Origin of the sequence: Celeribacter neptunius (assembly GCF_900113955.1) — a bacterium.
Lineage (GTDB): Bacteria > Pseudomonadota > Alphaproteobacteria > Rhodobacterales > Rhodobacteraceae > Celeribacter > Celeribacter neptunius.
In genome coordinates, this window is sequence record NZ_FORH01000001.1 from 716,717 (window position 1) to 742,955 (window position 26,239).

General features: G+C 62.8%; 25 protein-coding genes and 2 tRNA genes. 10 read left to right on the forward strand and 17 right to left on the reverse strand.

What is annotated here, in order from left to right; translation table 11 throughout:
* Positions 1-91: 91 nt before the first annotated feature.
* Positions 92-3,406, forward strand: a complete 3,315-nt coding sequence (locus BM151_RS03550) for an error-prone DNA polymerase (RefSeq protein WP_090059166.1) — start codon at positions 92-94, stop codon at positions 3,404-3,406.
* 126 nt (positions 3,407-3,532) lie between these two features.
* Here the strand turns inward: BM151_RS03550 and BM151_RS03555 are convergent.
* Both BM151_RS03555 and BM151_RS03560 read right to left on the reverse strand, forming a co-directional pair.
* Positions 3,533-3,607: transfer RNA gene (locus BM151_RS03555), tRNA-Asn, on the reverse strand.
* 82 nt (positions 3,608-3,689) lie between these two features.
* Positions 3,690-4,592: an MBL fold metallo-hydrolase gene (locus BM151_RS03560; RefSeq protein ID WP_245781084.1), complete on the reverse strand. Its 903-nt coding sequence runs from the start codon at positions 4,590-4,592 to the stop codon at positions 3,690-3,692.
* Positions 4,593-4,639: 47 nt separating this feature from the next.
* Here BM151_RS03560 and BM151_RS03565 point away from each other — a divergent pair, with 47 nt between their 5' ends.
* Positions 4,640-5,971 carry an ATP-binding protein gene (locus tag BM151_RS03565; protein ID WP_090057409.1) on the forward strand — a complete coding sequence of 444 codons (1,332 nt, stop codon included), beginning with the start codon at positions 4,640-4,642 and terminating at the stop codon, positions 5,969-5,971.
* A gap of 145 nt (positions 5,972-6,116) precedes the next feature.
* Here the strand turns inward: BM151_RS03565 and BM151_RS03570 are convergent, their stop codons facing one another.
* The 3 genes from BM151_RS03570 to BM151_RS03580 all read right to left on the reverse strand — a co-directional run bounded on the left by BM151_RS03570 (position 6,117) and on the right by BM151_RS03580 (position 8,507).
* Complete coding sequence (locus BM151_RS03570) at positions 6,117-7,571, reverse strand: methyl-accepting chemotaxis protein (protein ID WP_090057412.1); 1,455 nt, start codon at positions 7,569-7,571, stop codon at positions 6,117-6,119.
* Positions 7,572-7,723: 152 nt separating this feature from the next.
* A complete protein-coding gene (locus BM151_RS03575; protein ID WP_090057415.1) occupies positions 7,724-8,344 on the reverse strand; it encodes a hypothetical protein in 621 nt (206 codons plus the stop codon).
* An 86-nt stretch (positions 8,345-8,430) separates the two neighbouring features.
* Positions 8,431-8,507 (reverse strand) — tRNA-Ile (locus BM151_RS03580).
* 181 nt (positions 8,508-8,688) lie between these two features.
* Here BM151_RS03580 and purM point away from each other — a divergent pair.
* Positions 8,689-9,735: a phosphoribosylformylglycinamidine cyclo-ligase gene (gene purM, locus BM151_RS03585; RefSeq protein WP_090057419.1), complete on the forward strand. Its 1,047-nt coding sequence runs from the start codon at positions 8,689-8,691 to the stop codon at positions 9,733-9,735.
* Complete coding sequence (purN, locus tag BM151_RS03590) at positions 9,732-10,340, forward strand: phosphoribosylglycinamide formyltransferase (RefSeq protein WP_090057422.1); 609 nt, start codon at positions 9,732-9,734, stop codon at positions 10,338-10,340. The genes purM and purN overlap by 4 nt, the downstream gene beginning before the upstream one ends.
* A 19-nt stretch (positions 10,341-10,359) precedes the next feature.
* Here the strand turns inward: purN and BM151_RS03595 are convergent, their stop codons facing one another.
* A complete protein-coding gene (locus BM151_RS03595; protein WP_090057427.1) occupies positions 10,360-10,617 on the reverse strand; it encodes a hypothetical protein in 258 nt (85 codons plus the stop codon).
* Between the two features lie 236 nt (positions 10,618-10,853).
* Between BM151_RS03595 and rnd the strand changes: the two genes are divergently transcribed.
* Positions 10,854-12,011, forward strand: coding sequence for a ribonuclease D (gene rnd / locus BM151_RS03600; protein ID WP_090057432.1), 1,158 nt, complete (start codon positions 10,854-10,856; stop codon positions 12,009-12,011).
* A gap of 83 nt (positions 12,012-12,094) precedes the next feature.
* Here the strand turns inward: rnd and BM151_RS03605 are convergent, their stop codons facing one another.
* Positions 12,095-12,625 (reverse strand): GNAT family N-acetyltransferase, encoded by a 531-nt coding sequence (locus BM151_RS03605; protein WP_177213013.1) that lies wholly within the window; start codon positions 12,623-12,625, stop codon positions 12,095-12,097.
* Positions 12,626-12,845: 220 nt separating this feature from the next.
* Positions 12,846-13,352, reverse strand: a complete 507-nt coding sequence (locus tag BM151_RS03610; protein WP_090057441.1) for a GNAT family N-acetyltransferase — start codon at positions 13,350-13,352, stop codon at positions 12,846-12,848.
* A gap of 339 nt (positions 13,353-13,691) precedes the next feature.
* Between BM151_RS03610 and BM151_RS03615 the strand changes: the two genes are divergently transcribed.
* Positions 13,692-14,321 (forward strand): MSMEG_1061 family FMN-dependent PPOX-type flavoprotein, encoded by a 630-nt coding sequence (locus tag BM151_RS03615; RefSeq protein ID WP_090057445.1) that lies wholly within the window; start codon positions 13,692-13,694, stop codon positions 14,319-14,321.
* A gap of 153 nt (positions 14,322-14,474) precedes the next feature.
* Here BM151_RS03615 and BM151_RS03620 read toward each other — a convergent pair whose 3' ends face one another.
* From BM151_RS03620 to BM151_RS03630, 3 genes are all read right to left on the reverse strand, one after another.
* The gene (locus tag BM151_RS03620; protein WP_090059169.1) at positions 14,475-15,476 is read right to left on the reverse strand and encodes a Fe(3+) ABC transporter substrate-binding protein; all 1,002 of its coding nucleotides are present in this window, start codon (positions 15,474-15,476) and stop codon (positions 14,475-14,477) included.
* A gap of 142 nt (positions 15,477-15,618) precedes the next feature.
* The gene (gene mazG / locus BM151_RS03625; protein WP_090057450.1) at positions 15,619-16,440 is read right to left on the reverse strand and encodes a nucleoside triphosphate pyrophosphohydrolase; all 822 of its coding nucleotides are present in this window, start codon (positions 16,438-16,440) and stop codon (positions 15,619-15,621) included.
* On the reverse strand, positions 16,437-17,252 hold the full coding sequence (locus BM151_RS03630) for an isocitrate lyase/PEP mutase family protein (protein WP_090057454.1): 816 nt from the start codon (positions 17,250-17,252) through the stop codon (positions 16,437-16,439). Before BM151_RS03630 ends, mazG begins: the two co-directional genes overlap by 4 nt.
* 191 nt (positions 17,253-17,443) lie before the next feature.
* Here BM151_RS03630 and cysS point away from each other — a divergent pair, with 191 nt between their 5' ends.
* The 4 genes from cysS to BM151_RS03650 all read left to right on the forward strand — a co-directional run bounded on the left by cysS (position 17,444) and on the right by BM151_RS03650 (position 22,010).
* Positions 17,444-18,931 carry a cysteine--tRNA ligase gene (gene cysS, locus BM151_RS03635; protein WP_090057457.1) on the forward strand — a complete coding sequence of 496 codons (1,488 nt, stop codon included), beginning with the start codon at positions 17,444-17,446 and terminating at the stop codon, positions 18,929-18,931.
* 97 nt (positions 18,932-19,028) lie between these two features.
* Entirely contained in the window at positions 19,029-20,654 is a 1,626-nt protein-coding gene (cimA, locus tag BM151_RS03640) for a citramalate synthase (RefSeq protein WP_090057462.1), read from the forward strand.
* A gap of 9 nt (positions 20,655-20,663) precedes the next feature.
* Positions 20,664-21,212, forward strand: coding sequence for a phosphatase domain-containing protein (locus BM151_RS03645; RefSeq protein WP_090057465.1), 549 nt, complete (start codon positions 20,664-20,666; stop codon positions 21,210-21,212).
* 3 nt (positions 21,213-21,215) lie between these two features.
* A complete protein-coding gene (locus BM151_RS03650; protein ID WP_245781085.1) occupies positions 21,216-22,010 on the forward strand; it encodes a squalene/phytoene synthase family protein in 795 nt (264 codons plus the stop codon).
* Here the strand turns inward: BM151_RS03650 and BM151_RS03655 are convergent.
* The 6 genes from BM151_RS03655 to BM151_RS03680 all read right to left on the reverse strand — a co-directional run bounded on the left by BM151_RS03655 (position 21,983) and on the right by BM151_RS03680 (position 26,226).
* Complete coding sequence (locus BM151_RS03655) at positions 21,983-22,231, reverse strand: ribbon-helix-helix domain-containing protein (protein ID WP_090057471.1); 249 nt, start codon at positions 22,229-22,231, stop codon at positions 21,983-21,985. The genes BM151_RS03650 and BM151_RS03655 overlap by 28 nt on opposite strands.
* Positions 22,228-22,425 (reverse strand): DUF4169 family protein, encoded by a 198-nt coding sequence (locus BM151_RS03660; RefSeq protein ID WP_090059171.1) that lies wholly within the window; start codon positions 22,423-22,425, stop codon positions 22,228-22,230. Before BM151_RS03660 ends, BM151_RS03655 begins: the two co-directional genes overlap by 4 nt.
* A gap of 157 nt (positions 22,426-22,582) precedes the next feature.
* Positions 22,583-22,906 (reverse strand): hypothetical protein, encoded by a 324-nt coding sequence (locus BM151_RS03665; protein ID WP_090057474.1) that lies wholly within the window; start codon positions 22,904-22,906, stop codon positions 22,583-22,585.
* Between the two features lie 214 nt (positions 22,907-23,120).
* Positions 23,121-23,906: a hypothetical protein gene (locus tag BM151_RS03670; RefSeq protein ID WP_143093028.1), complete on the reverse strand. Its 786-nt coding sequence runs from the start codon at positions 23,904-23,906 to the stop codon at positions 23,121-23,123.
* Positions 23,907-24,142: 236 nt separating this feature from the next.
* Positions 24,143-25,534 carry a class II fumarate hydratase gene (fumC, locus tag BM151_RS03675; RefSeq protein ID WP_090057479.1) on the reverse strand — a complete coding sequence of 464 codons (1,392 nt, stop codon included), beginning with the start codon at positions 25,532-25,534 and terminating at the stop codon, positions 24,143-24,145.
* A 134-nt stretch (positions 25,535-25,668) separates the two neighbouring features.
* Complete coding sequence (locus tag BM151_RS03680; RefSeq protein ID WP_090057483.1) at positions 25,669-26,226, reverse strand: class I SAM-dependent methyltransferase; 558 nt, start codon at positions 26,224-26,226, stop codon at positions 25,669-25,671.
* Positions 26,227-26,239 lie beyond the last annotated feature (13 nt).

The following is a 26,239-nucleotide window of genomic DNA, read 5'->3' on the forward strand; positions in this document are numbered from 1 at the left end:
GAAACGTCCAGGACATGATCCGGGGGATCATGGCAGTTTCGAACAGGCGGAGCCCCAGCGCCCATATTGGCCGTCTGGCCAATATGCCGAATTGTGCACCACCTCGAATTTCACCTTTCTCACCGGGGCTTCGCATCCCGAAGAGCTGATGCTGCGCGCCGCCGAGCTGGGGCTTGAGGCCGTGGCTATCACTGACCGCAACACGCTCGCCGGGGTGGTTCGTGCATATTCTGCGCTCAAGACCCTGCGCGAGGAGGCCTCCGAGAGCCTTCGGGTGCGGTCCTCGCATCGGGTCGATCCGAGTTCCCGGCAGGATTTTGGCGCGTCCCTCGATCTGCCGCGACCGGAGCCGTCCAGATTGCCGAAGCTCCCAAGGCTGATCGTCGGCAGTCGTCTCGTGCTGCGCGATTGCCCGGTGGAATTTCTAGCCCTGCCGACGGATCGGGCCGCCTATCACCGGCTGGCGCGGCTGTTGACCACGGGCAAGCGGCGGGCGGAAAAGGCCGAATGCCATCTCGATCTGAGCGACGTGGAGGCGGGTTGTCAGGGCATGATCCTCATTGCCCTGCCGCCGCCGGATCTGCCTCAGGCGCTCGCCCCGCTCGGGCGGCTGCAACGGCGCTATCCGGGGCAGGTCTTCCTTGGCGCCGCACCACGATATGACGGCTCCGATCAGGCCTGGTTCGATGCCTGCGCCGCACTGGCGCTCAGGTGCTCCACCCCGATGGTGGCTCTGGGCGATGTGCTCATGCATCACGGGCGGCGGCGCAGATTGGCGGATGTGCTGACCTGTATGCGCGAGGGGCTCACCATCGACCGGATCGGCACGCGGGCGCTGGCCAATGCCGAGCGGCGGCTGAAAGGCGCCGCCGACATGGCGCGGCTCTACCGGCGGCACCCGGCGGCGCTCAAACGCACATTGGAGATCGCGGCGCGCTGTGGCTTTGATCTCTCTGAACTGAGCTATGAATACCCGGATGAGATGGCCGAAGGCGAGGAACCTCAGGCGCGGCTTGAACGGCTGGCGCGCGAAGGTGTCAAACGCCGCTACCCTGAGGGCGCCTCCGAGCGGGTGCATGGCCTGATGGAAAAGGAGCTCTCCTTGATCGGTGAGCTGCGTTACGCGCCCTATTTCCTCACCGTGCATGATATCGTGCAGGAGGCACGCGCGCGCGGCATTCTCTGTCAGGGGCGTGGCTCGGCGGCCAATTCGATCCTCTGTTACCTGCTGGGTATCACCGATGTCTCGCCCGACATGATCGGCATGGTGTTCGAGCGCTTCATTTCACGTCATCGCGGCGAGCCGCCCGATATCGATGTGGATTTCGAACACGAGCGGCGCGAGGAGGTGATCCAGTGGATCTATGAGAAATATGGCCGTCACCGCGCTGGTCTTTGTGCCACGGTGATTCATTTCCGCACCCGCGCCGCGATCCGCGAGGTCGGCAAGGTCATGGGCCTGTCCCAGGACCTTACCGCACGGCTCTCGGGCGATATCTGGGGCATGTCCAACGCCGGCGCGGATCTGGAGCGGGTCAAGGCCCTGGGGCTTGACCCGACGGACCGGCGGCTGGCCCAGACCATCGAACTCATCGGTGAGATCATCGGCTTTCCACGGCACCTGAGCCAACATGTCGGCGGCTTCATCATCACCCGCGGGCGCCTGGATGAGCTCTGCCCGATCGAGAACGCCGCGATGGAGGATCGCACGGTGATCGAATGGGACAAGGACGATATCGACGCTCTGGGTATCCTGAAGGTCGATGTGCTGTCCTTGGGCATGCTCACATGTCTGCGCAAGAGCTTCGACCTGTTGCAGCAACATGAGAAGATCCGGCACCGGCTCGACACGGTGCCGCAGGAAGATGGTACGACCTATGAGATGCTGCAACGCGCCGATGCGGTGGGGGTGTTCCAGGTCGAAAGCCGGGCGCAGATGAATTTTCTGCCGCGGATGAAGCCCAAAACCTTCTACGATCTGGTGATCGAGGTCGCCATTGTGCGCCCCGGCCCGATCCAGGGCGGTATGGTCCAGCCCTATATCCGGCGAAGGCAAAAACTCGAAGCGCCGGAGCCCTTCGGTCCCGCGCTCGAAGAGGTCACCCGCAAGACCCTCGGCGTGCCCTTGTTTCAGGAACAGGCGATGCAGATCGCCGTGGTCGGCGCGGGCTATACGGCGGAAGAGGCCGACAAGCTCCGGCGCTCTCTGGCCTCGTTCCGGCGCATGGGCACGATCGGCGCCCATCGTGAGCGGTTCCTGCAGGGCATGCGCCAGAATGGCTATAGCGACGCCGTGGCCGAGGCCTGTTTTTCGCAGATCGAAGGCTTCGCCGATTACGGGTTTCCGGAAAGCCATGCGGCGGCCTTTGCCATGCTGACCTATGTCTCGTCCTGGCTGAAATGCCACCACCCGGCGGTCTTTGCCTGTGCTTTGCTGAACTCCCAGCCGATGGGGTTTTACGCGCCCGCCCAGATCGTCCGCGATGTCCGCGACCATGGCGTCGAGGTGCGGCCGGTCTGTGTCAACAACTCGGGCTGGGACAATCTTCTGGAACGCCGGGCCGACGGGGCGCTGGCGCTCAGGCTCGGGTTTCGCCAGATCAAGGGCTTTCGCGAAGAGGATGCCGGTTGGATCACGGCGGCGCGCGGCAATGGCTATCAGGACCCGGAGAGCGTCTGGCTCAGGGCAGGGGTGGCGCCTGCGGTGCTCGAACGTCTGGCCGAGGCGGACGCCTTCATCGGCATGGGGCTGACGCGGCGCGATGCGCTCTGGCAGGTGCGCGCCATTCGTGCGCCGAAACCCTTGCCTCTGTTCTCCGACCCGCTCGATGGCGAAGGCATTCGTGAGCCGCAGGTCAGCCTGCCTGCGATGCATCTGGGCGAGGAGGTGGTGGAGGATTACGTCGCTCTGCGCCTCACCTTGCGGGCCCATCCGATGGAGCTTCTGCGCCCGGGCATTCCCGGCCTGACGCCGCATGACCGTTTGCCCACAGCACCGCTCAGGCGCACTGCCGTCTGCGGCCTCGTCATCACCCGGCAACGTCCGGGCACGGCCTCCGGCGTGATCTTCCTGACGCTCGAAGACGAGACCGGTGTCTCGAATGTGGTGGTCTGGCCCAAGGTCTACAAACGCTTCCGCCGGACCGTCATGGGCGGGCGGTTGCTGCGCGTCACCGGGCGGTTGGAGCGCGAGGGCATGGTTGTGCATCTGATCGCCGATCACATCGAGGACCTGTCCGACAAGCTCTCGGAATTGGGCCATCCCCTGGACGATGCGGTGGGCATCACCCAGCCACAGGCCGACGATGCGCCGCGTCGCACGCGATCGGCCGCGCGCCCCAAACCCACCGCGCGCCACCCCCGCGAACAGGCCAAACGCCTGTTCCCGAGCCGGGATTTCCATTGACGAAAAAGGCTTCGAACACGACCTTATGGCGTCGTCAATGCAGACATTCGGACAGGGACGTCGTCGGTGTTTTGAGGCAAAATGGTAATAAAAAAGCCCTCAAGTCAGAGACTTAAGGGCTTGTTATGGCTCCGGCGGTAGGGATCGAACCTACGACCAATTGATTAACAGTCAACTGCTCTACCGCTGAGCTACGCCGGAACATGACGGGGTGTATAGCTATGTGATTTCGGGCGTGCAAGAGGGTTTTGTCACAAAAAACGGATTTTTGTGATTTTTCCTGTCAGGCCATGGAAAACTCTGCCTTTTCAGAGAGTTCCGGGGTTGCCCGGACGCGATTTCTTTGCGTCAGGTCGATCAGATGGGCCAATGTGTTGCGGGCGGCTGCGGGCAGGTGGCTCTGTGGCAAATCGCTGTAGATACTGCGGGTGAGATCCATCAGCCCCATGGGCGCCTGCGCCAGAGCGGCTAGGATCTGGGCCTCGCGACCGGCACGATGGGTGAGCAGAAAGGCAATCCGCTCTTTAGGGCTGTCGACCGGGGCGCCGTGGCCCGGGTAAAGCCGGTCGGCGCCGATCTCCTGCACCAGAGCGCAGCTGTCGCGAAAGGCGGCGGCATCGCCATCGGGAGGCGAGATCAGCGACGAGGACCAGCCCATGATCAGATCGCCGGAAAACACGGCGTCACCGTCGGCCCCCTGCCAGTGAAAACACAGATGATTGCCCATGTGACCGGGCGTGTGCAGCGCGGTGATCCGGCCGGCGCCGGTGTCGATCTCTGTCGTATGGGGCAGGGTGACATCGGGGCGGAAGTGCTCATCGACCCCTTCGCCTCCGCCAAGCGTGTCCGAGAGCCGCTCCATATGGGCGGCGCGCCCGGCCTTGGCATCGCCAAAGGCATGGGTTTCGGCGCCGGTCTCGCGCGCGAGCGCTGCGGCACCGGCACTGTGATCGACATGGGCATGGGTGACCAGGATATGCGAGATCGAGACGCCCGGGGGCAGGGCGGCCAGAATGGCGGCACGGTGATCCGGCAGATCCGGACCGGGGTCGATCAACACGCGCTCGGAGCCTTCGCCCAGGAGATAGGAGTTGGTGCCCCAATAGGTCATCGGCGACGGGTTGGGCGCGAGGATGCGCCGGAGCCCGGGTGCGAGCTCACTGTGGGTCTCTGGGCGGTTCTGCACGCGGATTTCCCTTTCCTTCGGCCTCTTCCGGGGGCTACCAATAGCGCATGTTTTTCGATTGGCTCAAAAAATATATGCCGCGCGGGATCTACGGGCGCGGCGCCCTGATCCTGCTGGTGCCCGTGGTGGTGATCCAGCTTGTCGTGATGATCACCTTTTCGCAACGCTATTTCGAGGACATCACCCGCCAGCTCAGCAGCGGTGTGGTGGCGGAGATCGGGCTCTATGTCGTCGCGGTCGGGGAAATCCCGCCGGAGGATCTGCCGGGGGCTCTGGAGATTCTGGACGATCAGCTTGGTTTTGTCTCGACGCTCGGGGCGGGCGCGCAGGTGCAAGACCGGCGGCCCTGGTACGACATTTCCGCCCGGGTGATCGGCGATGAGCTGCACAAGGCGGTGCCCGGGGTCGAGGGGATCGATGTCGGCAGCGATCCGCGGCGGGTCGTCACCTCGATCCTGACCGGGAATGGTCGGCTGGTGATCGATTTTCCACGTCGGCGCGCCTCGGCCTCGAACCCGCATCAGCTCATGGTCTGGACCGCTTTCACCGGGTTGGTGATGACGCTCATCGCCTTTGTCTTTCTGCGCAACCAGCTGCGCCCGATCCGGCAACTGGCGCGGGCAGCCGAAGCTTTCGGACGTGGTGAGAGCCGGCCTTATCGTCCGGCGGGGGCGATCGAAGTGCGTTCCGCAGGCGCGGCCTTTCTCAATATGCGGGCGCGGCTCGAACGCCAAATCGAACAGCGCACGCTGATGCTCTCGGGCGTGTCGCATGACCTGCGCACACCGCTGACCCGGATCCGGCTCGGTCTGTCGATGCTGGATGTCCCCAAGGCGGACGCGGATGAGCTCAAGGCCATGCAGCGCGATCTCGACGAGATGGAACGGCTGATCGATGCTTTCCTCGATTTTGCCCGCGCAGATGCGACGGAGGAGCCGAGCAGGGTCACGTTGCAAGCCCTGATCGACGGTGCGGTGGACCGGTCCGAACGGGCCGGGCGTCCGGTGGCGATCGGCGAGATGCCCGATCAGCCGGTGACGCTGATGGGGCGGCCGGATGCGCTGGCCCGCGCCCTCGACAATCTCCTGTCTAATGCCCGGCGCTACGGGACGCAGACCCGGGTGAGTCTGCGCCTGTTCGAACGCGCAGCGGTGATTTCGGTCGAGGATGACGGGCCGGGGATCGGGCCCGAGGATCGCGAGCGGGCTTTGCAGCCCTTTGTCCGGCTCGATGCGGCCCGCAATCAGAACCGCGGTTCGGGTGTCGGGCTCGGGCTGGCGATCGCCCGCGATGTGGCGCGCCGCCACGGTGGGACGCTGCGGCTCGAGGCCAGCACGGAGCTCGGTGGGCTCAAGGCCGATCTGGTTCTGGCGCGCTGAGGCAGGACCCGGCCTGTTGAGCGGGCCGCCGAAGGGGGCATTGTTGAGCGGAGGGCCATCGAGGGGCACGGGGGAGACCCCGCGCCGCTCTGTTTTTCCGCCATTTGTTGCGGGCGCCTTGCCGTCGGTGCGGGCTTTTGCAGGTTCAGGAGGCCAGAGGCGCGCGATAATGCGATCGTGACGCCTGTTCGCGCGGCAGCGGTTCGAGTTTGAAAGCGGCGACCAGGGAGGCCAGCATCTTGGCATTGGTGTTGAGATCGACGGCGGCGGCGGTGGCCTCCTCGGCCATGGCGGCGTTCTGCTGGTTGGATTGATCGATCTCGTGCAGCGTGTCGGAAATCTGGGTCACCCCCATGGCCTGTTCCTGTGCCGCATGGGCGATCTCGGACAATTGGCTGTCGATCTGGTCGACCTTTTCGCGCGAGGTCAGAAGCGCCTTGCTGGTCTTGTTGACCAGCGCCTCTCCATTGCTCACCCGCACCTCGCCCTGTTCGATCAGATCGCGAATGCTCTTGGCCGTGGTGCCCGCGCGCTGCGCCAGGCTGCGCACCTCCGAGGCCACGACGGCAAAGCCGCGTCCGGCGTCGCCGGCGCGCGCCGCTTCCACCGCGGCATTGAGGGCCAGAAGGTTGGTCTGCATGGCGATGTCGTCGATCAGGGAGACCGATTGGGCGATCGATTTGAACCCTTCGGAAATTTCGCGCATCGCGACCTCGGTCTCGTTCATGATCTGGCCGGATTCATGCATCAGGGCCGTGGTTTCCGAGGCGGCGCCGGTGGCCTCGCGGGCGTTCTGGGCGCTGATGTCCATGGTGGAGCGGATCTCGGTCAGCGCCGAGGCGGTGGTCTCGAGCGATCCGGCCTGGGTCTCGGTGCGGGTCGAGAGATCGGCGGCCGCGCCGGAAATCGCCATGGTGCCGGCCTGCAGCTCCGAGGCGGCGGCGGACAGGCTCTCCATCGCCCCGCGCATGGCATCGGTGGCGCGGTTGAAATCATCCCGCGTCTGGGCGGATTTCTCCGGCATGTCCGGCCCGATCCGGTAGCTCAGATCACCGCGCGCCAGCGCCTCGAGCGCCACGCTCAGCATATCCATGGCCTTCTTATCCTCGGCCATCGCAGCCTCGCGCTGACGGTCGAATTCGGCGCGCTCGGCGGCGGCCTCCTGTTCCATCTGGGCAAAGAAATGATGCATCGAGACGGCGACGTCGTTGAAAATCGCGGTCATCAGAACCTGTGCCATCTCGGCGCGATGTTCGATCGGCTCATCCTGCGCGGCGCGATAGAGCGAATTGAGCAGGCCGGCGGCATAATAGCTGTAGCCCAGAAGGTAATCGGGATAGCTGGTCTTGGCCGCAATGTCGGCGGAGATCCGGCCCTGAATCCGGAAATACTCGGCCGAGTAATCGCCATGACAAATCTGCCGCAGCTTGGTGGTCTCGCGCGCCATCATCTCATCGGGGAAAGGGCCCATGTGCGGGTCAACGACGCGATAGGCCTCCGTCAACGTGTCTTTCAAACTCGGTTCAACGAAATCAAACACCTCGCGGCCGAGGGTTTTCTGGTCCGAAGACCAGGGTTGAATCTGTTGTTCGATGTGCATGTGAGGCCTGTCCTTGTGCCGAAGGGTTTTGCGTGCCGAAGAGTGTCGCGTTTCAGGGCAATTTAGGAACGGTCCGTCACCGGGAGGTTAAGGAATATCGTTTTCGCAAAAAATGCCGCCGGGATCGCGCCCGCGCCGACCGCGTTCGGGTTTCAGCGGATATGCCTTTGCCGCATATGCCAGGCGGATTGTTCCGGCAGCCGGTCATAGCCCGCATTCACCGGACAGGCCCGTCTCGAGAGACAGCCGCCGGAGCTGCAACCGTCGCCCTGACCGCCATCGAGATAGGCGTAGCAGGCTTTGACGTCATAGCCGTCTTCGGAAAACGCCCCGATCGGGCAGGCGGCAAGGCAGGGGGCTGCGCAACCGAGGCAGGGCGAGCTGACCTCGGGCAGGAGCGCATGATCTCCGGGGACGGCAATGGCGCCACGGTAAGAGGCCATGAGCCCCATGCGCGCGTGCACCATGAAGAAGATCGGCGAGCTGAAGGCTTGGCCTGAGCCGAGGATCAGGGGCACAAAGGAGGTGCGCGGTTCGCCGAACGGGTAGAGCGCGCGGCCGCCATGGGCCTTGGCCAGCGGATCGATGACGCGGGCCGACCAACGGTCGAGCGGATGACGTTCCCCGTCAGCAAACTCGGCACTGGCTGTCACATGCGCCCAGAACCCCGGCTCGTCCGGCGAGATCAGATAGATGGTTTCGCCATTCTCACGGAGCGTGGCGGAGACAAACAGGTGTTCGTTGCGAAGCGCGGTGTTCAAACTCTCGATCATGGGCGCGTCGGCGTCACTCTCTGATGGGGCCCCGGGGACGTTCGTCACGGGCGCAGCCGGGGATTTGGTGTTTCAAACCAGAGATTTGGTAGGCCCGGCAGGACTTGAACCCGCAACCAAAGCGTTATGAGCGCTCTGCTCTAACCAATTGAGCTACAGGCCCCCGATGGCGCTTTGATTATGCTGCGAGGCGGGCTGGGTCAAGAGCCGGGTCAAGCGCCTTGTCGGTTGGCGCTCGGTCCCGGGCCGGGGCAGAGGTGGATCAGACCGCCCGCGAGGTCTTTTCAACTCGGCACAAAGCCTGTAGACGGGCGGCAACGTCAGTTTTGCGGGGAGCTTTGGCCATGACGCAGGGAAAGAACGGTCTCACCTATGCCGATGCCGGTGTGGATATCGATGCGGGCAATGAATTGGTCGAACGGATCAAACCGGCCGCGAAAAAGACCGCGCGCCCGGGTGTGATGGCCGGTCTCGGCGGCTTTGGCGCGCTGTTCGACCTGAAGGCCGCGGGCTATGAAGACCCGATCCTGGTGGCTGCCACCGATGGCGTCGGCACCAAGCTGCGCATCGCCATCGACACCGATCACGTCGAGACCGTCGGCATCGATCTCGTCGCCATGTGCGTCAACGATCTGGTGTGTCAGGGCGCAGAGCCGCTGTTCTTTCTAGACTATTTCGCCACCGGCAAGCTCAAGCTCGACAATGCGAGCGCCGTGGTCGAAGGCATCGCCAAGGGCTGTGAGCTCTCGGGCTGTGCGCTGATCGGGGGGGAGACCGCCGAGATGCCGGGCATGTACGAAGATGGCGATTTCGACCTGGCGGGTTTTGCCGTCGGCGCGATGGAGCGCGGCGCCGATCTGCCCACGGGCGTGCGCGAGGGCGACGTGCTTTTGGGCCTCGGCTCCAACGGAGTGCACTCGAACGGCTATTCGCTGGTGCGCAAGATCGTCGAGATGTCGAGCTATCGCTGGTCCGACATTGCGCCGTTCTCCGATGAGACTCTGGGGCAGGAATTGCTGAAACCGACCCGGCTTTACGTCAAACCGGTGCTCAAGGCCATTCGCGCCGGCGGTGTGCACGCGCTGGCGCATATCACCGGTGGCGGTCTGACCGAGAACCTGCCGCGGGTGCTGCCGGCCGGCATGGGGGCCGATATCGATCTCACCTCTTGGGAGATGCCGCCGGTGTTCAAATGGCTGGTGGACACGGCCGGGCTGAGCCAGCACGAGCTGTTGAAGACCTTCAATGCCGGCATCGGCATGGTGGTGGTCTGTGACAAGGATCACGCCGAGACGCTCAAGAGCCTGCTCGAAGGCGAGGGCGAGAGCGTCTACCGTCTCGGCTCTGTCACCACCGGTGGCGGTGTCACCTATGAGGGCGTGCTCAAGTGAGTGAGCAGAAGAAGGTCGCGATCCTGATTTCCGGCGGCGGCTCCAACATGGTGTCGCTGGTCAAATCCATGACCGGGGATCAGGCGGGCGACCATCCGGGCCGGCCCTGTCTCGTGCTGTCGAACAAGCCGGACGCGGGCGGGCTCCTGAAGGCGGCCGAGCTGGGCGTGCCGACCGAGGTGATCGATCACCGCAACTTCAAGGGCGATCGCGAAGCCTTTGAAGAGGCGCTGATTTCCGCGATCGACCCCTATCAGCCCGATGTCATCGCCATGGCCGGGTTCATGCGCATCCTGACGCCGAAATTCATCACGCATTACGCCGGCAAGATGCTCAACATCCACCCCTCGCTGCTGCCGAAATACAAGGGGCTGCACACCCATCAGCGCGCCATCGAGGCGGGGGATGCCGAGGCCGGCTGTTCCGTCCACGAAGTCACCGCCGAGCTCGATGGCGGGCCCATTCTGGGACAGGCCCGGGTGCCGGTCTTGCCAAATGACACGCCCGACGATCTCGCCGCGCGGGTGCTGGTGAAAGAGCATCTGCTGTATCCGGAGGTGCTCAAGCGCTTCTGTCAGGGGGAGCGCGGGTCTTTCGAAATCTGAGCGCAGCTAAGGGGCCGGATCAGTCCGAATGGCGGATCGGACCGGCGCTGTTGCCATGCCAGTCCAGCTCCTGCCAGTCCAGCTCCTGCCAGTCCAGCCCCTGCGAGGCCGGGGCGCTCGGCGTGACCGGCAGAATATGCCGGGCGAACAGGGCAAGAAACAGCATCAGTATCAGGGCGAGCCAGAGCGGCCAGAGGGTTTTGAGCCCGTCGCTCGGCTGAGGCGCGCCTGTGGTCGAGTGCCCGGTATAGGGGCGTGGATCGGCAAGTTCGGTCATGGGACCCTCCTGTGAGATGGTCGGTGATGGGCATTGCGCGCGGGCGCAGAGACTGTCTTGAGATGCGGCAAAGATGGGGGCGGTGAAGGCATAAGTAAAATGAATATATATTCTTGATTTCATCAATATTTGTGAAATTATGGGTGACACGACCGTGCATCTTTCCTTTTGCCCGGAAAAACCGTAAGACATCAGGATCGTCGGGATGAGCCCGCACACTGCAGAAAAAGAATTATATGATCACCATCAAAACCACCGAGGGCCTTCAGGCCTTCTGCGAGCGCGCCAAGGCGCATGACTACGTCACGGTCGACACCGAATTCCTTCGCGAACGGACCTATTATTCCAAGCTCTGCCTCGTGCAGCTCGCCGTGCCCGGCGACGCCGAGGAAGATGCGGTTCTGCTGGACCCGCTGGCCAAGGGGATCGATCTGGCGCCGCTCTACGAGCTGTTCCGCGATCAGAGCGTGGTCAAGGTCTTCCACGCCGCGCGTCAGGATCTGGAGATCTTCTATATTCAGGGCGGGGTGATCCCCGAGCCGCTGTTCGACACCCAGATCGCCGCCATGGTCTGTGGCTTCGGCGAACAGGTGGGCTATGAGACGCTGGTGCGCAAGATCGCCAAGGAAGGCCTCGACAAGACTTCGCGCTTTACCGACTGGTCGCATCGTCCGCTGTCGCCGGCGCAGGAGAAATACGCCCTGGCCGATGTCACCCATCTGCGGGTGATCTACGAATATCTCCGCGATGAGATCAAACGCGAAGGGCGCGAGAAATGGGTCGCCGAGGAGCTTGAGATCCTCCTGACCCCTGCGACCTATGTGGTGGAACCGGACGAGGCCTGGATGCGGGTAAAGACCCGCACCAGCTCCGGCAAATTCCTCGCCTCGGTCAAGGAGCTTGCGGCGTTTCGGGAATTCTACGCTCAGAGCCGCGATATCCCGCGCAACCGGGTGTTCAAAGATGATGCGCTTCTGGAGCTGGCCTCGACCAAGCCGAAAACCCCGCAGGATCTGTCACGTTCGCGGCTGTTGCTGCGGGAGGCGCGCAAGGGCGAGATCGCCGACGGCATCCTGCAGGCGATCGAAAAATCCGCCGCTTACACGCCGGAGCAGATGCCGAAACTCGACATGTCGCGCGACAAGCTGCAGGTGAACCCGGCGCTGGCGGATATGCTGCGGGTGCTTTTGAAGGCCAAATCCGACGAGTTCAACGTCGCCGCCAAGATGATCGCTTCGGCGGCCGAGCTCGACATGATCGCCGCCGGCAAGCGCGATCTCGCCATGTTCAAGGGCTGGCGGGCCGAGGTCTTTGGCGACGATGCACTGCGCCTGTGCAAGGGTGAGATCGGTCTGGCGGTCAAGGGGCAGCGCGTGGGGGTGATCCCGCTCTGATCCGGATCGCATGCCCGAGATCGCATGCCTGAGTACGCCGGTTTCACGCCCCTGATCTGCATCAGGGGCGTTTTTCATTCGGCTCACCGCAGTTGCATGGCGAAATGCGCGCCGGTGATGTCGCGCGGCTCAAAGCCACAGGCGAGATAGGTCTCTTGCGCCCGCGTGTTATGCGTCTGCGTCGAAACGGTCAGGCGGTGGCAATCGAGCGCCACAGCCTCTTGTCGGGCGGCGTCGATCAGGGCGCGCCCGACACCACGTCCGCGCATGTCCTGACGGATGAACAGGTGATGCAGATCCATGTTCTTGCGCCCGTGCTGCAACTGTACGCCGCCGACCAGCCCGGCATAGCCCAGAAGCCCTTCGCTCTCGCCGCTGCTGTCTTCGGCGACCAGAAGGCGCAACCAGGGCAGGCCGGCCCCCATCAAATCGATCAGCGCCGCCATGGTCAGTTCCGGCTCGTCGCCGTGATGATGTGCCAGGGCATGGATCATCTGTAAAAGCGCATCCTTGTCGCCCCAGCGGGCCGGGCGGATGCGCGGCGAAATGGCCGGGCTGACGGTGCGGCGGTCGACGGTGTCGCGGTCTTTGGTAATCTCTGTCTGTAGGGTCATTTTCTGTCCTGTTCTCTGGCGCGTTCTCGGGCCACAGGACGGTTTGAAACATGAAAAAGCCGCCCTGCGGCGGCTGTTCAAATTTCCATATCTGTCCGGCCGCGCTCTATGTGAACTCGGTCCAATAAAAGACAGTCGTGGAAGCTGCATGTGTCATGTGGCGAAACTGCGCCATCGGGCAGGGCGTGTCAAGGGGGTCGCCGCGCGGCGGGCGAGTCTCTCAGGAGGCCTCGGCGAGATCCATGACATAGCGTGGTGCGCGCGGGGCGTGACGCTCAAAGCCAAAGGCGCGATAGGCCGCCTTGGCACTTTCGCTCTTATGGGCGATGCCGACGGTGAGCTGGCCGCAGCCGAGCTGTTCTGCCGTGGCCCGGGCGGCACGCATCAGGCGGCGACCGATCCCGTGCTTGCGATAGGCGGGATCGACATAGATATGATGCAGCTCCATCGAACGATCTTCGGCCCGAAGCTGCAGCCCGCCGACCAGCGCGGTATAGCCGATCAGATGCCCGCCGCATTCGGCAACCAGCACATGGGCCCAGGGGTTGGGCGCGGCGATGATGTCGATCAGCGTGGCGGTGTCGAGCTGCAGGCGATCCCGGATCTGCGGTACCAGCGCGTCGATCAGCGGCAGCAGGGCCGAAATGTCGCCAAGGCTGGCCGGGCGGATCGTGAGATCCGTCGGGCAGGGGGCGTGGCGCGGGGGATGAGAGGCGTTGGAGGGCATCGGTTCACAATTCGGATGGGGCTCGGAAAGCGTCTGTACAGAGCACCCAAAAAGTTAAAGCCGCCTTACATTGAGGGCATATTTTCATGACAGTCGGCCGCCGGATGCCTCAGGGGCGCAGGAGGCCGTGGTTTCGGCCCATATGTGGTGTTTCCCCTGCTCTGTCAATCGAATGGAATTGAATATCTGGTAAATTTTTCCAGAAGGGGAAATCCCGCCCGAGAACCCTCGAGGAAACGGGCATGCGGGACGTGAAGTCTGAGGCTGAAAGCCTGCCTGAATGATCTCTTTGGGAGAGACCGCCATTCGGTTACACTGTTTGAAAGTCCGGGGGATGCCATGATCGACGTCGAGGAAGTCATTCAATCTTCAGAGCGCTTGCGAGAGCTGCTTCCGACCGAGGGGTTCGTGAATACCTTTCTCAAGGTGAGCGACCGGTTGAACGATGTGGCGCGGAAGTTCATTGCGGAGTGCCCCTTCGTGGTCATCGCGACAAAAGCGTCCCAGGGGCTCATCGATGTGTCGCCCAAGGGAGATCCGCGAGGCTTTGTCGAAGTCTATGACGACAAGACGCTGATCATCCCGGACCGGCTCGGAAATCACCGGGTCGACGGGTTCATGAACCTGCTCGAAGATCCGGAGATTGCGCTGCTTTTCATCGTCCCCGGGCATGGCGATACCCTGCGCGTCGCGGGCAAGGCCCGCATCGTGCGGGATCGTGCGATCAGCAAAAGGCTTGCGGTGAACGGGAAAGAGCCTTTGCTGGCCCTGATTGTCGATGTCGAAGAGGCCTTCATGCATTGTTCGAAATCGATGATCCGATCGCGCCTCTGGCAGCCGGATCATTGGCCGGAGCGCCGCTCGGCGCCAACCCTGGCCGACTGGGTGATTGCCACCGTCGACCGGGAGCAGACCCTCGACGAGGTCCAGGAAGACCATAGCGCGGATGAGGCCGGGCGGCTCTATTAGGGGCTAGGGGCCGATCGTCATGAGACGTGAGGCGCCGGTGGAACCGGGAAGTTTCGGGACCGGGAAATCTCGGGGCGGGAAATTTGGCGCCCCCGCCGATCTGCGGGGGCGTTCGCAACAGGAACGCTCCGGGGGAGCGTTTCCATCCGCTGCTTAGCCATCATAATCCACTTCTTCGGTGAGGCGCAGGGCCTCGGCGCGGTTGGCGGCGAGATCGCTGAGCGGCAGGTTGTCCGCCTTCAGATCGCCCCAGCTTTTCACTAGGTCCGAGGCTTCGGTGCCCGGCGCCAGCGGATATTCGGAATTGGCCTCGGCGTAGATTTCCTGCGCCGCCTGCGACGACAGGAATTCGATGAAACGAATGGCGTCTTCCTTGTTCTTGGCGGATTTGGTCAGAGCCACGCCGGAGATGTTGACATGGGTGCCGCCGCCCTCGACGTCGAACACCGGGAAATCGAGGCGCACGGAATTCGCCCATTCGCGCTGTTCGTCATCGGCGAGCATTTCGCCCATGTAATAGGTATTGCCGAGCGAGATATCGCATTCCCCGGCCCAGATCGCTTTCACCTGTGCCCGGTCGTTGCCCTGCGGGCGCCGCGCCAAGTTGGCCTTGAGCCCTTCGAGCCAGGCCTTGGTCTCTTCCGGGCCATGGTGTGCCAGATAGGCCGAGGTCAGGCCGATCATATAGGTATGCATGCCGGAGCGGGTACAGATCCGGCCTTTCCATTTCGGGTCGGCGAGATCTTCGTAAGTGGTGACCTCGCCCGGGGCGACCCGGTCCTTGGAGGCATAGACGATGCGCGCACGGCTGGTCATGCCCCACCACAGCCCGTCGGGGTCGTGGAATTCGGCCGGGATATTGGCCTGGAGCGTGTCGGTCATCAGCGGCTGGGTCACCTCGGCGTCGACCGCCTCTTTCAGCCGGGCAATATCAACGGTGAGGATCACATCGGCCGGCGAACGATCGCCCTCGGCCTTGAGCCGCTCGGTCAGGCCCTCGACGAGATAGGCGGTGTTGACCTGAATGCCGGTTTCCTTGGTAAAGGCCTCGGTCAGGGGCGCGATCAGCTCCGGCTGGCGGTAGGAATAGATATTCACATCGGCCAGCGCCGGCGTGGCGGCGAGGATCAGGGGCAGGGCATGGGTGAGACGCATGTCGATCTCCAAGTCTGTTGACTGTGTCTGCTGACTATTTTTGTCAGATTTCTAGAGCGCCCTTAAATCTGACAAAAATAATCAGGTCAATAGGCCTGCGCTGCTGCCGGCTGAAATTTTCCGTGAGCCGGGTCGCGGCGGCTCAAAGCTCGCCTTGTTTGTCGCGGGCCTTGGCAGCGTCCCAGAGCGCGTCCATCTCGGCCAGATCGCTGTCGGACGGGGCTTTCCCTTGTGCCTTGAGCGCATCTTCCACCGCGTTGAAACGACGGGTGAATTTGCTATTGCAGGCGCGCAGGGCCTCTTCCGCGTCGACGCCGAGATGACGCCCGAGATTGACGACGACAAACAGCAGGTCGCCGAATTCCTCGAACACCTCCTCTTGTGTGAGCGTCTCGCGCGCCTCGACCAGCTCGTGGCTCTCCTCGTTGATCTTGTCCAGCACATGCGAGGCATCCGGCCAGTCGAATCCCACGCGCGCGGCACGTTTCTGCAGCTTCTGCGCCCGCATGAGTGCCGGCAGGCCCATGGCGACACCGTCGAGCACCCGATGCTCGCCGCGCCGGGCGCGTTCCTTGGCCTTTTCGACCTCCCAGTCTTTGGTTTGCTGTTCGGGAGACTTCTGATTGCTTTCATCGCCAAAGACATGCGGGTGTCGCGAAATCATTTTCGAGGCAATGGTTTGCGCGACGTCGTGAAAGTCGAACAAGCCCTTGTCCGAAGCGATCTGCGCCTGAAACACGGATTGGAACAGCAAATCCCCGAGCTCGCTTTTGAGATCTTCCATATCGCCGCGGGCGATGGCGTCGTCGACCTCATAGGCCTCTTCGATCGTATAGGGCGAGATCGTCGCGAAATCCTGTTCGATGTCCCAGGGGCAGCCGCCCTCCGGGTCGCGCAGCCGGCGCATGATCTCGAGAAGCTGGTCAATGCCTTGGGGCACATCGTGGATCGGATCGTGGCTCATTTGGCGGCCCCTTTGTCGAGCAGCCCATCGACCAGATCGGAGCCGGCGGGGGTGCAGGTGGAAAACAGACCCTTGCCAAGGATGTCCCCGGCATTGGCGATCAGGCGCTCTTGGACCGAGCGTGCCAGGAGTGAGCCAAGCGAGATCCGCGCCACGCCCAGTGCGGCGAAATCGCTGCGGGTGAGCGTTTGCAGCGGCCCGACCGGCAGGGCGTTGACGGGCTTTTTCGTGGCCTGCACGACGCGTTTCAGATCTTCGACGCTGCCCGGACAGGGCACGTAGAGACAATCCGCCCCGGCTTTGTCAAAGGCGCGGATGCGGTTGAGCGCCTCGTCGAGATCATAATCCCCGTTCATCACCCCGTCGGCCCGCGCCACCAGCACGAAATCCCCGGGCAGGGCGCGGGCGGCACTGGCGGCGGCTTTCACACACTCGACCGCGAGATCGAAGTCACGTGCGCCCATGTCGGGAAAGGCCGTGTCCTCGATGGAAATGCCTGAAAGCCCGGCCTCAAAGGCCAGTTTGACGGTTTGAGCCACTTCATCGGGGTCGTTGGAAAAGCCGTTCTCGAAATCGCCGGAGACCGGCAGGGAAACGGCGGCGACGAGGTCCTGGGCGTGGCTCAACGCCTCGTCACGGCTGAGCGTGCCGCCATCGGGGCGCCCGAGGGTAAAGGCCTGCGCCGCCGAGGAGGTGGCAATCGCCTGGGCACCCAGTCCCGCCAGCACGCGGGCGGAACCTGCATCCCATGCGTTGGCCAGAACAAATGGATCGCCGGGTTTGTGGAGGTCGCGGAAAGAAGTCTTGGTCATGGGCTCAAACTGACCGGCGATTGGGGGCTTTGCAAGGGTGAAAACCCGGCCTATAAGGGGGCCATGACCACCTGTGCCGCCATCATTACCTGCTGCTGCATTATCCGCTGACATCGTCGCGCGGGTCTGGTCTCTTTTCACCTGAAATGGAAGCTGCTAAGCCCGCCGGGGAACGCCCGAAGGGACTAGCTATGACCACAATCAAGCTCACCAATTCGAAGACCCGCCGCAAGGAGGTCTTTACCCCCATCGATCCCGAGAATGTGCGGATGTATGTCTGTGGTCCGACGGTCTACGACCGGGCCCATATCGGCAATGCCCGGCCGGTGATCGTCTTCGACGTGCTCTATCGGCTGTTGCGCCATGTCTATGGCGCGGATCACGTCACCTATGTGCGCAACTTCACGGATGTGGATGACAAGATCAACGCCAAGGCCAAGGAGACCGGGCGGTCGATCAAGGACATCACCGATGAGACCACCGGGTGGTATCTCGACGATATGCGCGCCGTGGGGGCGATGGACCCAAGCGAGATGCCGCGGGCGACCGCCTATATTCCGGCGATGATCAAGATGATCGAGGGGCTGATCGCCAATGGCCACGCCTATGAGGCCGAGGGGCATGTCTTGTTCGCGGTCGAGAGCTACAAGGAGTATGGCGCTCTCTCCGGGCGGTCCATCGACGACATGATCGCCGGCGCCCGGGTGGAAGTCGCGCCGTATAAGCGCAATCCGATGGATTTCGTGTTGTGGAAGCCGTCCTCCGACGATTTGCCGGGGTGGGACAGCCCCTGGGGCCGTGGGCGTCCGGGCTGGCATATCGAATGCTCCGCCATGTCCTATGAGCTTCTGGGCGAAACCTTCGACATCCACGGCGGCGGCAACGATTTGATGTTCCCGCATCATGAAAACGAGATCGCCCAGAGCTGCTGCGCCCATGAGGGCGCAGGGTTTGCCAATGTCTGGCTGCACAATGAGATGTTGCAGGTCGAGGGCAAGAAAATGTCCAAGTCTCTGGGCAATTTCTTCACCGTGCGCGATTTGCTCGACGGTCACGATGGCATGCCGCCGGTGCCGGGGGAAGTGATCCGATTTGTGTTCCTCTCGACGCATTACCGCAAGCCGATGGACTGGACGGCGGAGAAGGCGGAGCAGGCGAAGAAGACGCTGGTAAAAATTGCTGCGTTCCTTGGGAGAGATCCTCTTACAAAACCGATGGTGTTGACGTGCGGGGATGTTCCGGCGCCGGACGAATTTGTGGACGCTCTGAGCAATGATTTAAATACCTCTTTAGCGCTTACTTTGGTTGTAAAGTACCTCAAGGAAGAACGAGAAAGGGACCTCGTTGGCGCATTGAGACTGTTGGGCTTCGATACGGATGAAATCGTAAGAAAGTTCCGTTCCTTCCATGCATATGCGTCGGATGACGAGGAGCGGCAAAGTTCCGGATCAAGAAGTTTCGGGGACACGCTTGTCACAGAAAATGGCAAGATTCGCGAGCTGACAGTTCGTCTCCAAGCCCTGCGCCAATCGGCCATGGAAACCAAAGACTTCTCCGCCGTTGACGCGATGAAAGCCGCGCTCTTGGACGCAGGTGTCGAGGTGCGCATGTCGAAAACCGGGGTCGAGTTGGAGCCGGGTCCGAATTTTGATGCGGCTAAGTTGGAGGGGCTATTGTGAGCGTTCGTTTTCGCAAACCCGCCCCGGGCCTGACCCGGGGCCTCGCCGGCCCGAACAAGGAGGCCCCGGATCAGGTCCGGGGCGCGGAGGGATCAAAATGACCGAGCGCCTCTACCTCTACGACACCACGCTCCGCGACGGCCAGCAAACCCAGGGGGTGCAATTCTCCACTGAGGAAAAGCACCAGATCGCCGAAGCGCTCGATCATCTGGGCGTCGATTACATCGAGGGCGGCTGGCCCGGGGCGAACCCGACCGACAGCGCGTTTTTCGCCGAGGCGCCAAAGACCAAAGCGCGTTTTACCGCTTTCGGCATGACCAAACGGTCGGGGCGCTCGGCGGAGAATGACGAGGTGCTGGCGGGCGTGTTGAATGCAGGCACAGACTCCGTCTGTCTCGTTGGCAAGACCCATGATTTTCACGTCACCACGGCGCTTGGCATCACGCTCGAGGAGAATCTCGAGAATATCGCCAAATCCGTGGCGCATCTGGGGGCGCAGGGCCGCGAAGCGCTGTTCGATGCCGAGCATTTCTTTGACGGCTACAAGGCCAATCCCGATTACGCGATTGCCTGTTGCAAGGCGGCCTATGAGGCGGGCGCGCGCTGGATCGTGCTGTGCGACACCAATGGCGGCGCGCTGCCGGGCGAGGTCTATCAGATCACGCTGAAGGTGATCGAAGCGGGGATTCCCGGCGAAAACATCGGCATTCACACCCATGACGACACCGGCAATGCCGTGGCCAACAGTCTGGCGGCGGTAAACGCCGGGGCGCGGCAGGTGCAGGGCACGTTGAACGGGCTCGGTGAACGCTGCGGCAATGCCAATCTCACCACGCTCATCCCGACTTTCCTGCTGAAAGAACCCTACAAATCGACGCTCGACACCGGGGTCACCGACGCGGCTTTGGCCGATATGGTCAAGGTGTCGCGCATGTTGGACGACATCCTCAACCGGGTGCCGCTGCGCTCCGCGCCCTATGTCGGGGCTTCGGCTTTCGCGCATAAGGCAGGGCTGCATGCCTCGGCGATTTTGAAAGATCCCTCGACCTACGAACATGTGCCGCCCGAGACGGTGGGCAATGCCCGGATCGTGCCGATGTCCAATCAGGCCGGGCAATCGAACCTGCGCAAACGTCTGGCCGATATGGGCTTGGAAGTCTCCGAAAAACAGGATCTCGGTCGTATCCTCGACCGGATCAAGCAACGCGAGACCGAAGGCTATAGCTACGACACGGCGCAGGCCTCGTTCGAACTGGAAGCGCGCCGCGAGCTGGGGCTGATGCCGCAGTTTTTCGAGGTCGAACGCTATCGCGCCACGGTGGAACGCCGCCGCGACGCCAAGGGCAAGGTGATCCATCTCTCCGAGGTCACCATCGTGGTGAATATCGGTGGCGAACGGCATCTCTCGGTGTCCGAGGGCATCATGGCCGACGGCAATGACGGCGGGCCGGTGAACGCGCTCTCGAAAGCGCTGGTCAAGGATCTCGGCCCCTATCAGGACCTGATCGGCGACATGGAACTCGTTGATTTTAAAGTCCGGATCACCAATGGCGGCACCGAGGCGCATACCCGCGTCATCATCGATCACGAGGACAGTCAGGGCCGTCGCTGGTCCACCGTTGGCGTGTCGTCGAACATTATAGACGCGTCTTTCGAGGCGCTGCTGGATGCGGTGCTGTGGAAGCTGATGCGCGACGGCGCGCAGGCGCTGGGAGCGGAGTGAGACAGGCCCATGTCGGATCGCAATTTCTTCCGTGCGCCCTCGGTGGACGCAACGCACGCCGAGGATGTGCTTCGACTGGTCGATGTGCATCTGGGGCCCGTCGACATACATCTGCCGGACACGGGGGTGCTCTATTGCGACATTGACGGTACGCTGGCGGATATCGCGCACCGGCGTACCTATCTCGAGCGCACGCCGAAGGATTGGAAGAGTTTCAAGTCGAAGCTGCATCTCGATCATCCCGTGCCGGAGGTGATCTCTGCCGTGCAATCCCTGCGCCGAGCTGGTTGGCAGATCGTCCTGATGACCGGGCGCGATGCCGCGAGCCGCAAGGTGACGCGGGCGTGGCTCAAGTCGCATGAAGTGCCCTATGATGCGATGTTCATGCGGCCCGATGGCGACTACCGCCGCGACGATCTGGTGAAAGCAGATCTGCTGGCGCAGGCGCGGGCAGAGGGCTATGAACCGGATCTGATTTTCGACGACCGTGATCAGGTGGTCGCCATGTGGCGCGCGCAGGGGCTGTTCTGCATTCAGGTCGCCGAAGGAGATTTTTGAGCCGTGTCGACAGACAAGATGAGCATTCAAGCCTGTGCCGAGCTGGTTCAAAAGGGCGATGAGGCGCGGTTTCGCGCCACCATGGCGGCGCCGTTGAAAGCCCGCGAGGTGCTGTTCCCGATCCATGCCTTTTGTCTCGAGGTGGCGAAAGCGCCCTGGGTGACGCAAGAGAGCATGATCGCCGAAATGCGGCTGCAATTCTGGCGCGATGTGCTGCAGGAGAAACTGGATGGCAAGGCGCCGCGCGCGCATGAGGTGGCGGCGCCTCTGGCCGCGGTGCTCGATGCGGCATCGGCCGAGGCGCTGGATCAGGCGGTCACCGCCCGGCAATGGGACATCTACCGCGACCCGCACGAGGACGAAGCGGCGCTGCATCGCTATCTCCACGCGTCCTATGCCATCCCGATGCATGTGGCGGCACGTCTTCTGGGGGCGCCCGAGAGCGCGACCAAGGCGCTGAATCGTCTGGGTTTTGCCGGCGCGCTCGGGCGTTACCTCGCGGCTATTCCCGCGCTTCAGGACGCCGGGCGCATTCCGCTGGTCGATGGCCGGCCGGAGGCGGTGGCAGCCCTGGCGAAAGACGCTTATGAACAGGGTCGCTGGGGCGCGCAGCAGCTTTCGAAATGCTCGAAACTGGCCCGCGCGCCGATGATCGACGCTATGATGCAACTGCCGCTTCTGCGTCAGGCCGCGCGCGATCCGCAGGCCGTCATCGACGGACGTCTGGGGCAGGGGGCGGTGAAAAAATCGCTGCGTCTGGCGTTGGTGTCTCAGTCACCCAGCTGGGCGTTTCTCTGAGCCAGCTGTTTCTGGGTATAGTCGAGTACATAGACCCGGATCGCAGAGGCCAGCCCGCTGTCGACGCCCCTGAGTTCATCGATCTCGGCGGCCAGAACATTGATCGGAATGTCGCGCGCGCGGGCGATCTCGCGAAAGGCGCGCCAGAACGGTTCTTCCAAGGAAACCGAGGTGCGATGCCCGTGCAGGGTAAGCGAGCGTTTGACCGGGCGCGCGCTCACTCCGCGTCGCCTTTTTCAGCGTCATCTTTCTTATGCGCGTCGAGTTCGGCCTTCGCCTTGGCTCTCTGCGCCTCTTCCAGAAGCTTCTGCGCCTTCGTGCGACCGAAGCTCACCGCATTCTCATCGCCGCGGGTGCGTTTCTCGGCCCGGGCCTTTTGTTTGCGGAACTGGTTCAGGTTGGTGACGTTGCTCATGGGCCAAGCATAGACCGCGGCAGAGAGCGTGGAAATAGCGGCGTTGCGGATTTTCAATCGAGAGATTGCTGCTCCTCACGGGGGGGGAGAGAAGAGAAAGGGCGAACTGTGCCGCCCCTTCGATCATGTTTTTGGGGGATTGAGTGTTCAGGAGCGCTCAGGAACGTTCGGGCGCATGGGCGCGCAGAACCTCTTCGTAGCGCTCCGTGGTGATCTCCGGATTGTGGCTTTGAACGCAGGCGACCATTTCCGGGCGCGCGCCGTCAGGGGCTGCAGTCTCTCCGGCCTTGAATCGGTCTTTCGCGGCGCGCAGCTCGCTGCGCGGCGGGCGGTTGTCACGGAAACATTGGGTCAGTTCTTGCGAGGTGATGCCGAGATCGGCGGCGATGGCGTCCACGTTGGGGCGCCCCTGAGCCACGGCGGGGACGGCGGTGCCAAGGGAGAGGGCGAAGAAGATCGGGGCTGCGAGATGAGATTTCATTGGGGTCTCCTGTTGTTGTGGAACCTCTCATACGCAAGTCCCGAGGGGCTTCTGTCGCCGTTCTCGCGTCACTTTAATGTGTCGGCTGTCCGGCGTAGGAAAATCGCCTTTTGGACGTAGATCCAAGGGAAGGAGAGGTGGGCAAAGCCGCCACCAAAGGAAAGGCGCCCTTGCGGGCGCCTTTGTTGCTTTACAGGTTTCCCGGATCTTGCGATCAGCCGTGGCCTGCCAGAATGGCAATGCGGATCGATTCCGCGGCCTCGGCCAGAAGATCGGCGTCATGACCGGTGATTGGATCACCGAGGATCGTCGTCACGGCGGTGACGGTCTCGTCGGTGATTTCCACGGTCTTGTCGGAGGCGGTGCCAAGGAAGACGGCCAGCAACGTGTCCAGATCATTGGTCACGCCGGCGTCTGCCAGAGGCGTTTCACCTTCGAGATAGGCGTCGAGCAGGGCAAGGTTCTGCAACGGGCTGTCGATATAGCTGAGATCGTCGAAATGGAGCGACAGCTCTTCGACCATTTCATCCACGCTCAGGTTGTAGAAATCGACGGCCGCGTCGGAGAGCTCGTTCAGGCTTTCCGCAAGTGCACGTTCGAGCACGTGATCGGGCGAGCGGGCGACATTGAGCCGACCGAGTTCGACCTCCGGAATGCCTTCGTTCGACCAGACAGGACCACCGGCGCCTGCGCGGGCATTGCCGCCGCCGGCACGCGGGCCTTGGCCTTCGCTGTCGTCATCGGGCGAGCCCTGACCGCCGCCGCTTTGGCCACCGGTCGAGCCATTATGGCCACTGCCGCCGCTGCCATTGCCTCCGTTACCATTTCCACCATTGCCGCCGTCACCGTTATGACCATCGGCGCCGGATGCGGCGTATGCGGGTGAGATCAGCCCCATGTCGAAATGGACCACCGCACTGCCGGCCAGACCAGCCACCAATGCGAGAACCGACAGGGTCGTGAAAACGTTCTTTCGTGTCAGTGCCGTAAAGTGTGACATTTTCCCCTCCCTTGTTTGAAATGCCAATAACAGAATATTAACCGGATTTTTCGCGGCGGACTTTGATATGGTCCCGGCCTGACAATCGAAAATATGAATTTTTACACGCAAAAGGCGACCCGAAGGCCGCCTTTCGAACTGATGTCTTGATCCGTCTCGGCGCACAGGCGCACAGGAGACCCATCGAAGGGCCAGAGCTTACCCGATGCCTTGATGGCTCTCGATCGGGGCTGGGATCAGTCTTTCGGGCCGATCATCTGCTCCGGGCGTACCACGGCGTCAAAGGTGGCTTCGTCGACAAAGCCCAGTTTGATCGCCTCTTCCTTCAGCGTGGTGCCGTTCTTATGCGCGGTCTTCGCCACTTTGGTGGCGTTGTCATAGCCGATGGTCGGCGCCAGCGCGGTCACCAGCATGAGAGATTCATGCAGAAGTTTCTCGATGCGCGGCTCATTGGCCTGAATGCCCGCCACCATGTTGTCGGTGAAGGCCGAGGCGCTGTTCCCCAGGAGCTGCATCGACTGCAGCACGTTGTAGGACATCATCGGGTTGTAGACGTTCAATTCGAAATGGCCTTGCGAGCCGGCGAAACCGACAGCGGCATCATTGCCCATGACATGGGCACAGACCATGGTCAGCGCTTCGGCCTGGGTCGGGTTGACCTTGCCCGGCATGATCGAGCTGCCCGGTTCGTTTTCCGGCAGGATCAGCTCACCCAGACCACAGCGCGGCCCCGAACCCAGAAGGCGGATGTCGTTGGCGATCTTGAACAGCGAGGCGGCCACGGTCTTCAAGGCGCCGGAGAACATCACCATGGCATCATGGCCGGCCAGAGCTTCGAATTTGTTCGGGGCGGTGACAAACGGCAGGCCGGTGATCTCGGCCATATTCGCGGCGACAGCTTCGGCCCAGCCGGTCTTGGTGTTGAGACCGGTGCCCACGGCCGTGCCGCCCTGGGCCAGCTCGTAGATCGCCGGCAGGCAGTCGTTCACACGTTTGATGCCCATGCGCACCTGATGCGCATAGCCGGAGAATTCCTGGCCGAGCGTGAGCGGCGTCGCGTCCTGGGTGTGGGTGCGGCCGATCTTGATGATGTCCTTGAAGGCCTCGGATTTTTCCTCGAGCTTGGCGGCGAGTTTCTCCAAACCCGGCAGGAGCACGTCGCGCGCCTGCATGGCGATGCCGACATGCATGGCGGTCGGGAAGGTGTCGTTCGAGCTTTGCCCCATGTTGCAGTGATCGTTCGGGTGCACCGGGTCTTTCGAGCCCATGGTGCCGCCGAGCATTTCGATCGCGCGGTTGGAGATCACCTCGTTGGCGTTCATGTTGGACTGGGTGCCGGAGCCGGTCTGCCAGACCACGAGCGGGAAGTTGTCGTCGAACTTGCCCTCGATCACCTCGGAGGCGGCGGCAACGATGGCGTCGCCCAGCTCTTTCGCCAGCTTGCCCTGCGCCATGTTTTCCATCGCACAGGCTTTTTTCACCACGCCCAGAGCGCGGATGATCGGCACCGGCTGACGTTCCCAGCCGATCGGGAAATTCATGATCGAGCGTTGGGTCTGGGCGCCCCAGTATTTGTCGGAGGGAACTTCGAGCGGGCCAAAGCTGTCGGTTTCGGTACGGGTGGTCATCGGGGCATTCTCCCTTGAAGCGGTGCCAAAGATTGCCTTTGGCTATAAGGGGTCAAAGGGGGGCTTGCAATGTATACCGAGGCATACACGGGACTGTTATCGCTAAAATATGCGGCGTGAGCCGGTGTTTCGGCTCAGGACAGCCGACGATGATATTGAAACACCCGCGCCGGTGGCAGATTGGCCCAGACCGAGCCGCGCTTGCGGCTGCTGAGCCCGAGTTCCCGCTGCATCTCCGGGGTGACCGGCGAGGTGTTGGCATAGGTGATCTGGGTAAAGAAACCCTCGGGGGCCATGACCTCGAAGGCGCGACCGACCACGGCGCGTTGCAGATCGGGGCGGGCCAGGACCGGCACGCCGGAGATCACCGCGCCGACAGCCTCGAGCCCGATGTCGCGGATCTCCTCGGCGGAGCGGTTGAGCACAGTCACCCCCGGGAATTTCGCGCGCAGGTCCGCGCAGAACCGCGGGTTCAGCTCCAGCAATGTCAGCCGTTCGGGGTTGATGCCGCGGGCCAGAATGGCCTTGGTGAAGGCGCCGGTGCCCGGGCCGATCTCGACGATGGGACCCGGCACGGTCTCCACCCCCTCGGTCATCAATCTCGCCGTGGCGGCGGAGGAGGGCGCAATCGCGCGCACCTCATCGGGGTTGCGGATCATCTCTCCGAGAAACACGGCGAAATCGCGGGGCATGGTATCCTCCTGT

What these genes read in the sequence shown, in the direction of transcription:
- mazG (WP_090057450.1), bottom strand. Translation starts at nt 16,440, where the DNA reads ATGAGCCACGATCCGATCCACGATGTGCCCCAAGGCATTGACCAGCTT.
- BM151_RS03620 (WP_090059169.1), bottom strand. Translation starts at nt 15,476, where the DNA reads ATGCGTCTCACCCATGCCCTGCCCCTGATCCTCGCCGCCACGCCGGCG.
- purM (WP_090057419.1), top strand. Translation starts at nt 8,689, where the DNA reads ATGACGCAGGGAAAGAACGGTCTCACCTATGCCGATGCCGGTGTGGAT.
- BM151_RS03575 (WP_090057415.1), bottom strand. Translation starts at nt 8,344, where the DNA reads ATGATCGAGAGTTTGAACACCGCGCTTCGCAACGAACACCTGTTTGTC.
- BM151_RS03610 (WP_090057441.1), bottom strand. Translation starts at nt 13,352, where the DNA reads ATGCCCTCCAACGCCTCTCATCCCCCGCGCCACGCCCCCTGCCCGACG.
- BM151_RS03615 (WP_090057445.1), top strand. Translation starts at nt 13,692, where the DNA reads ATGATCGACGTCGAGGAAGTCATTCAATCTTCAGAGCGCTTGCGAGAG.
- BM151_RS03660 (WP_090059171.1), bottom strand. Translation starts at nt 22,425, where the DNA reads ATGAGCAACGTCACCAACCTGAACCAGTTCCGCAAACAAAAGGCCCGG.
- BM151_RS03670 (WP_143093028.1), bottom strand. Translation starts at nt 23,906, where the DNA reads ATGTCACACTTTACGGCACTGACACGAAAGAACGTTTTCACGACCCTG.
- cysS (WP_090057457.1), top strand. Translation starts at nt 17,444, where the DNA reads ATGACCACAATCAAGCTCACCAATTCGAAGACCCGCCGCAAGGAGGTC.
- BM151_RS03565 (WP_090057409.1), top strand. Translation starts at nt 4,640, where the DNA reads ATGTTTTTCGATTGGCTCAAAAAATATATGCCGCGCGGGATCTACGGG.
- BM151_RS03665 (WP_090057474.1), bottom strand. Translation starts at nt 22,906, where the DNA reads ATGAAATCTCATCTCGCAGCCCCGATCTTCTTCGCCCTCTCCCTTGGC.
- rnd (WP_090057432.1), top strand. Translation starts at nt 10,854, where the DNA reads ATGATCACCATCAAAACCACCGAGGGCCTTCAGGCCTTCTGCGAGCGC.
- BM151_RS03595 (WP_090057427.1), bottom strand. Translation starts at nt 10,617, where the DNA reads ATGACCGAACTTGCCGATCCACGCCCCTATACCGGGCACTCGACCACA.
- BM151_RS03630 (WP_090057454.1), bottom strand. Translation starts at nt 17,252, where the DNA reads ATGACCAAGACTTCTTTCCGCGACCTCCACAAACCCGGCGATCCATTT.
- BM151_RS03645 (WP_090057465.1), top strand. Translation starts at nt 20,664, where the DNA reads ATGTCGGATCGCAATTTCTTCCGTGCGCCCTCGGTGGACGCAACGCAC.
- BM151_RS03680 (WP_090057483.1), bottom strand. Translation starts at nt 26,226, where the DNA reads ATGCCCCGCGATTTCGCCGTGTTTCTCGGAGAGATGATCCGCAACCCC.
- BM151_RS03605 (WP_177213013.1), bottom strand. Translation starts at nt 12,625, where the DNA reads ATGACCCTACAGACAGAGATTACCAAAGACCGCGACACCGTCGACCGC.
- BM151_RS03570 (WP_090057412.1), bottom strand. Translation starts at nt 7,571, where the DNA reads ATGCACATCGAACAACAGATTCAACCCTGGTCTTCGGACCAGAAAACC.
- fumC (WP_090057479.1), bottom strand. Translation starts at nt 25,534, where the DNA reads ATGACCACCCGTACCGAAACCGACAGCTTTGGCCCGCTCGAAGTTCCC.
- cimA (WP_090057462.1), top strand. Translation starts at nt 19,029, where the DNA reads ATGACCGAGCGCCTCTACCTCTACGACACCACGCTCCGCGACGGCCAG.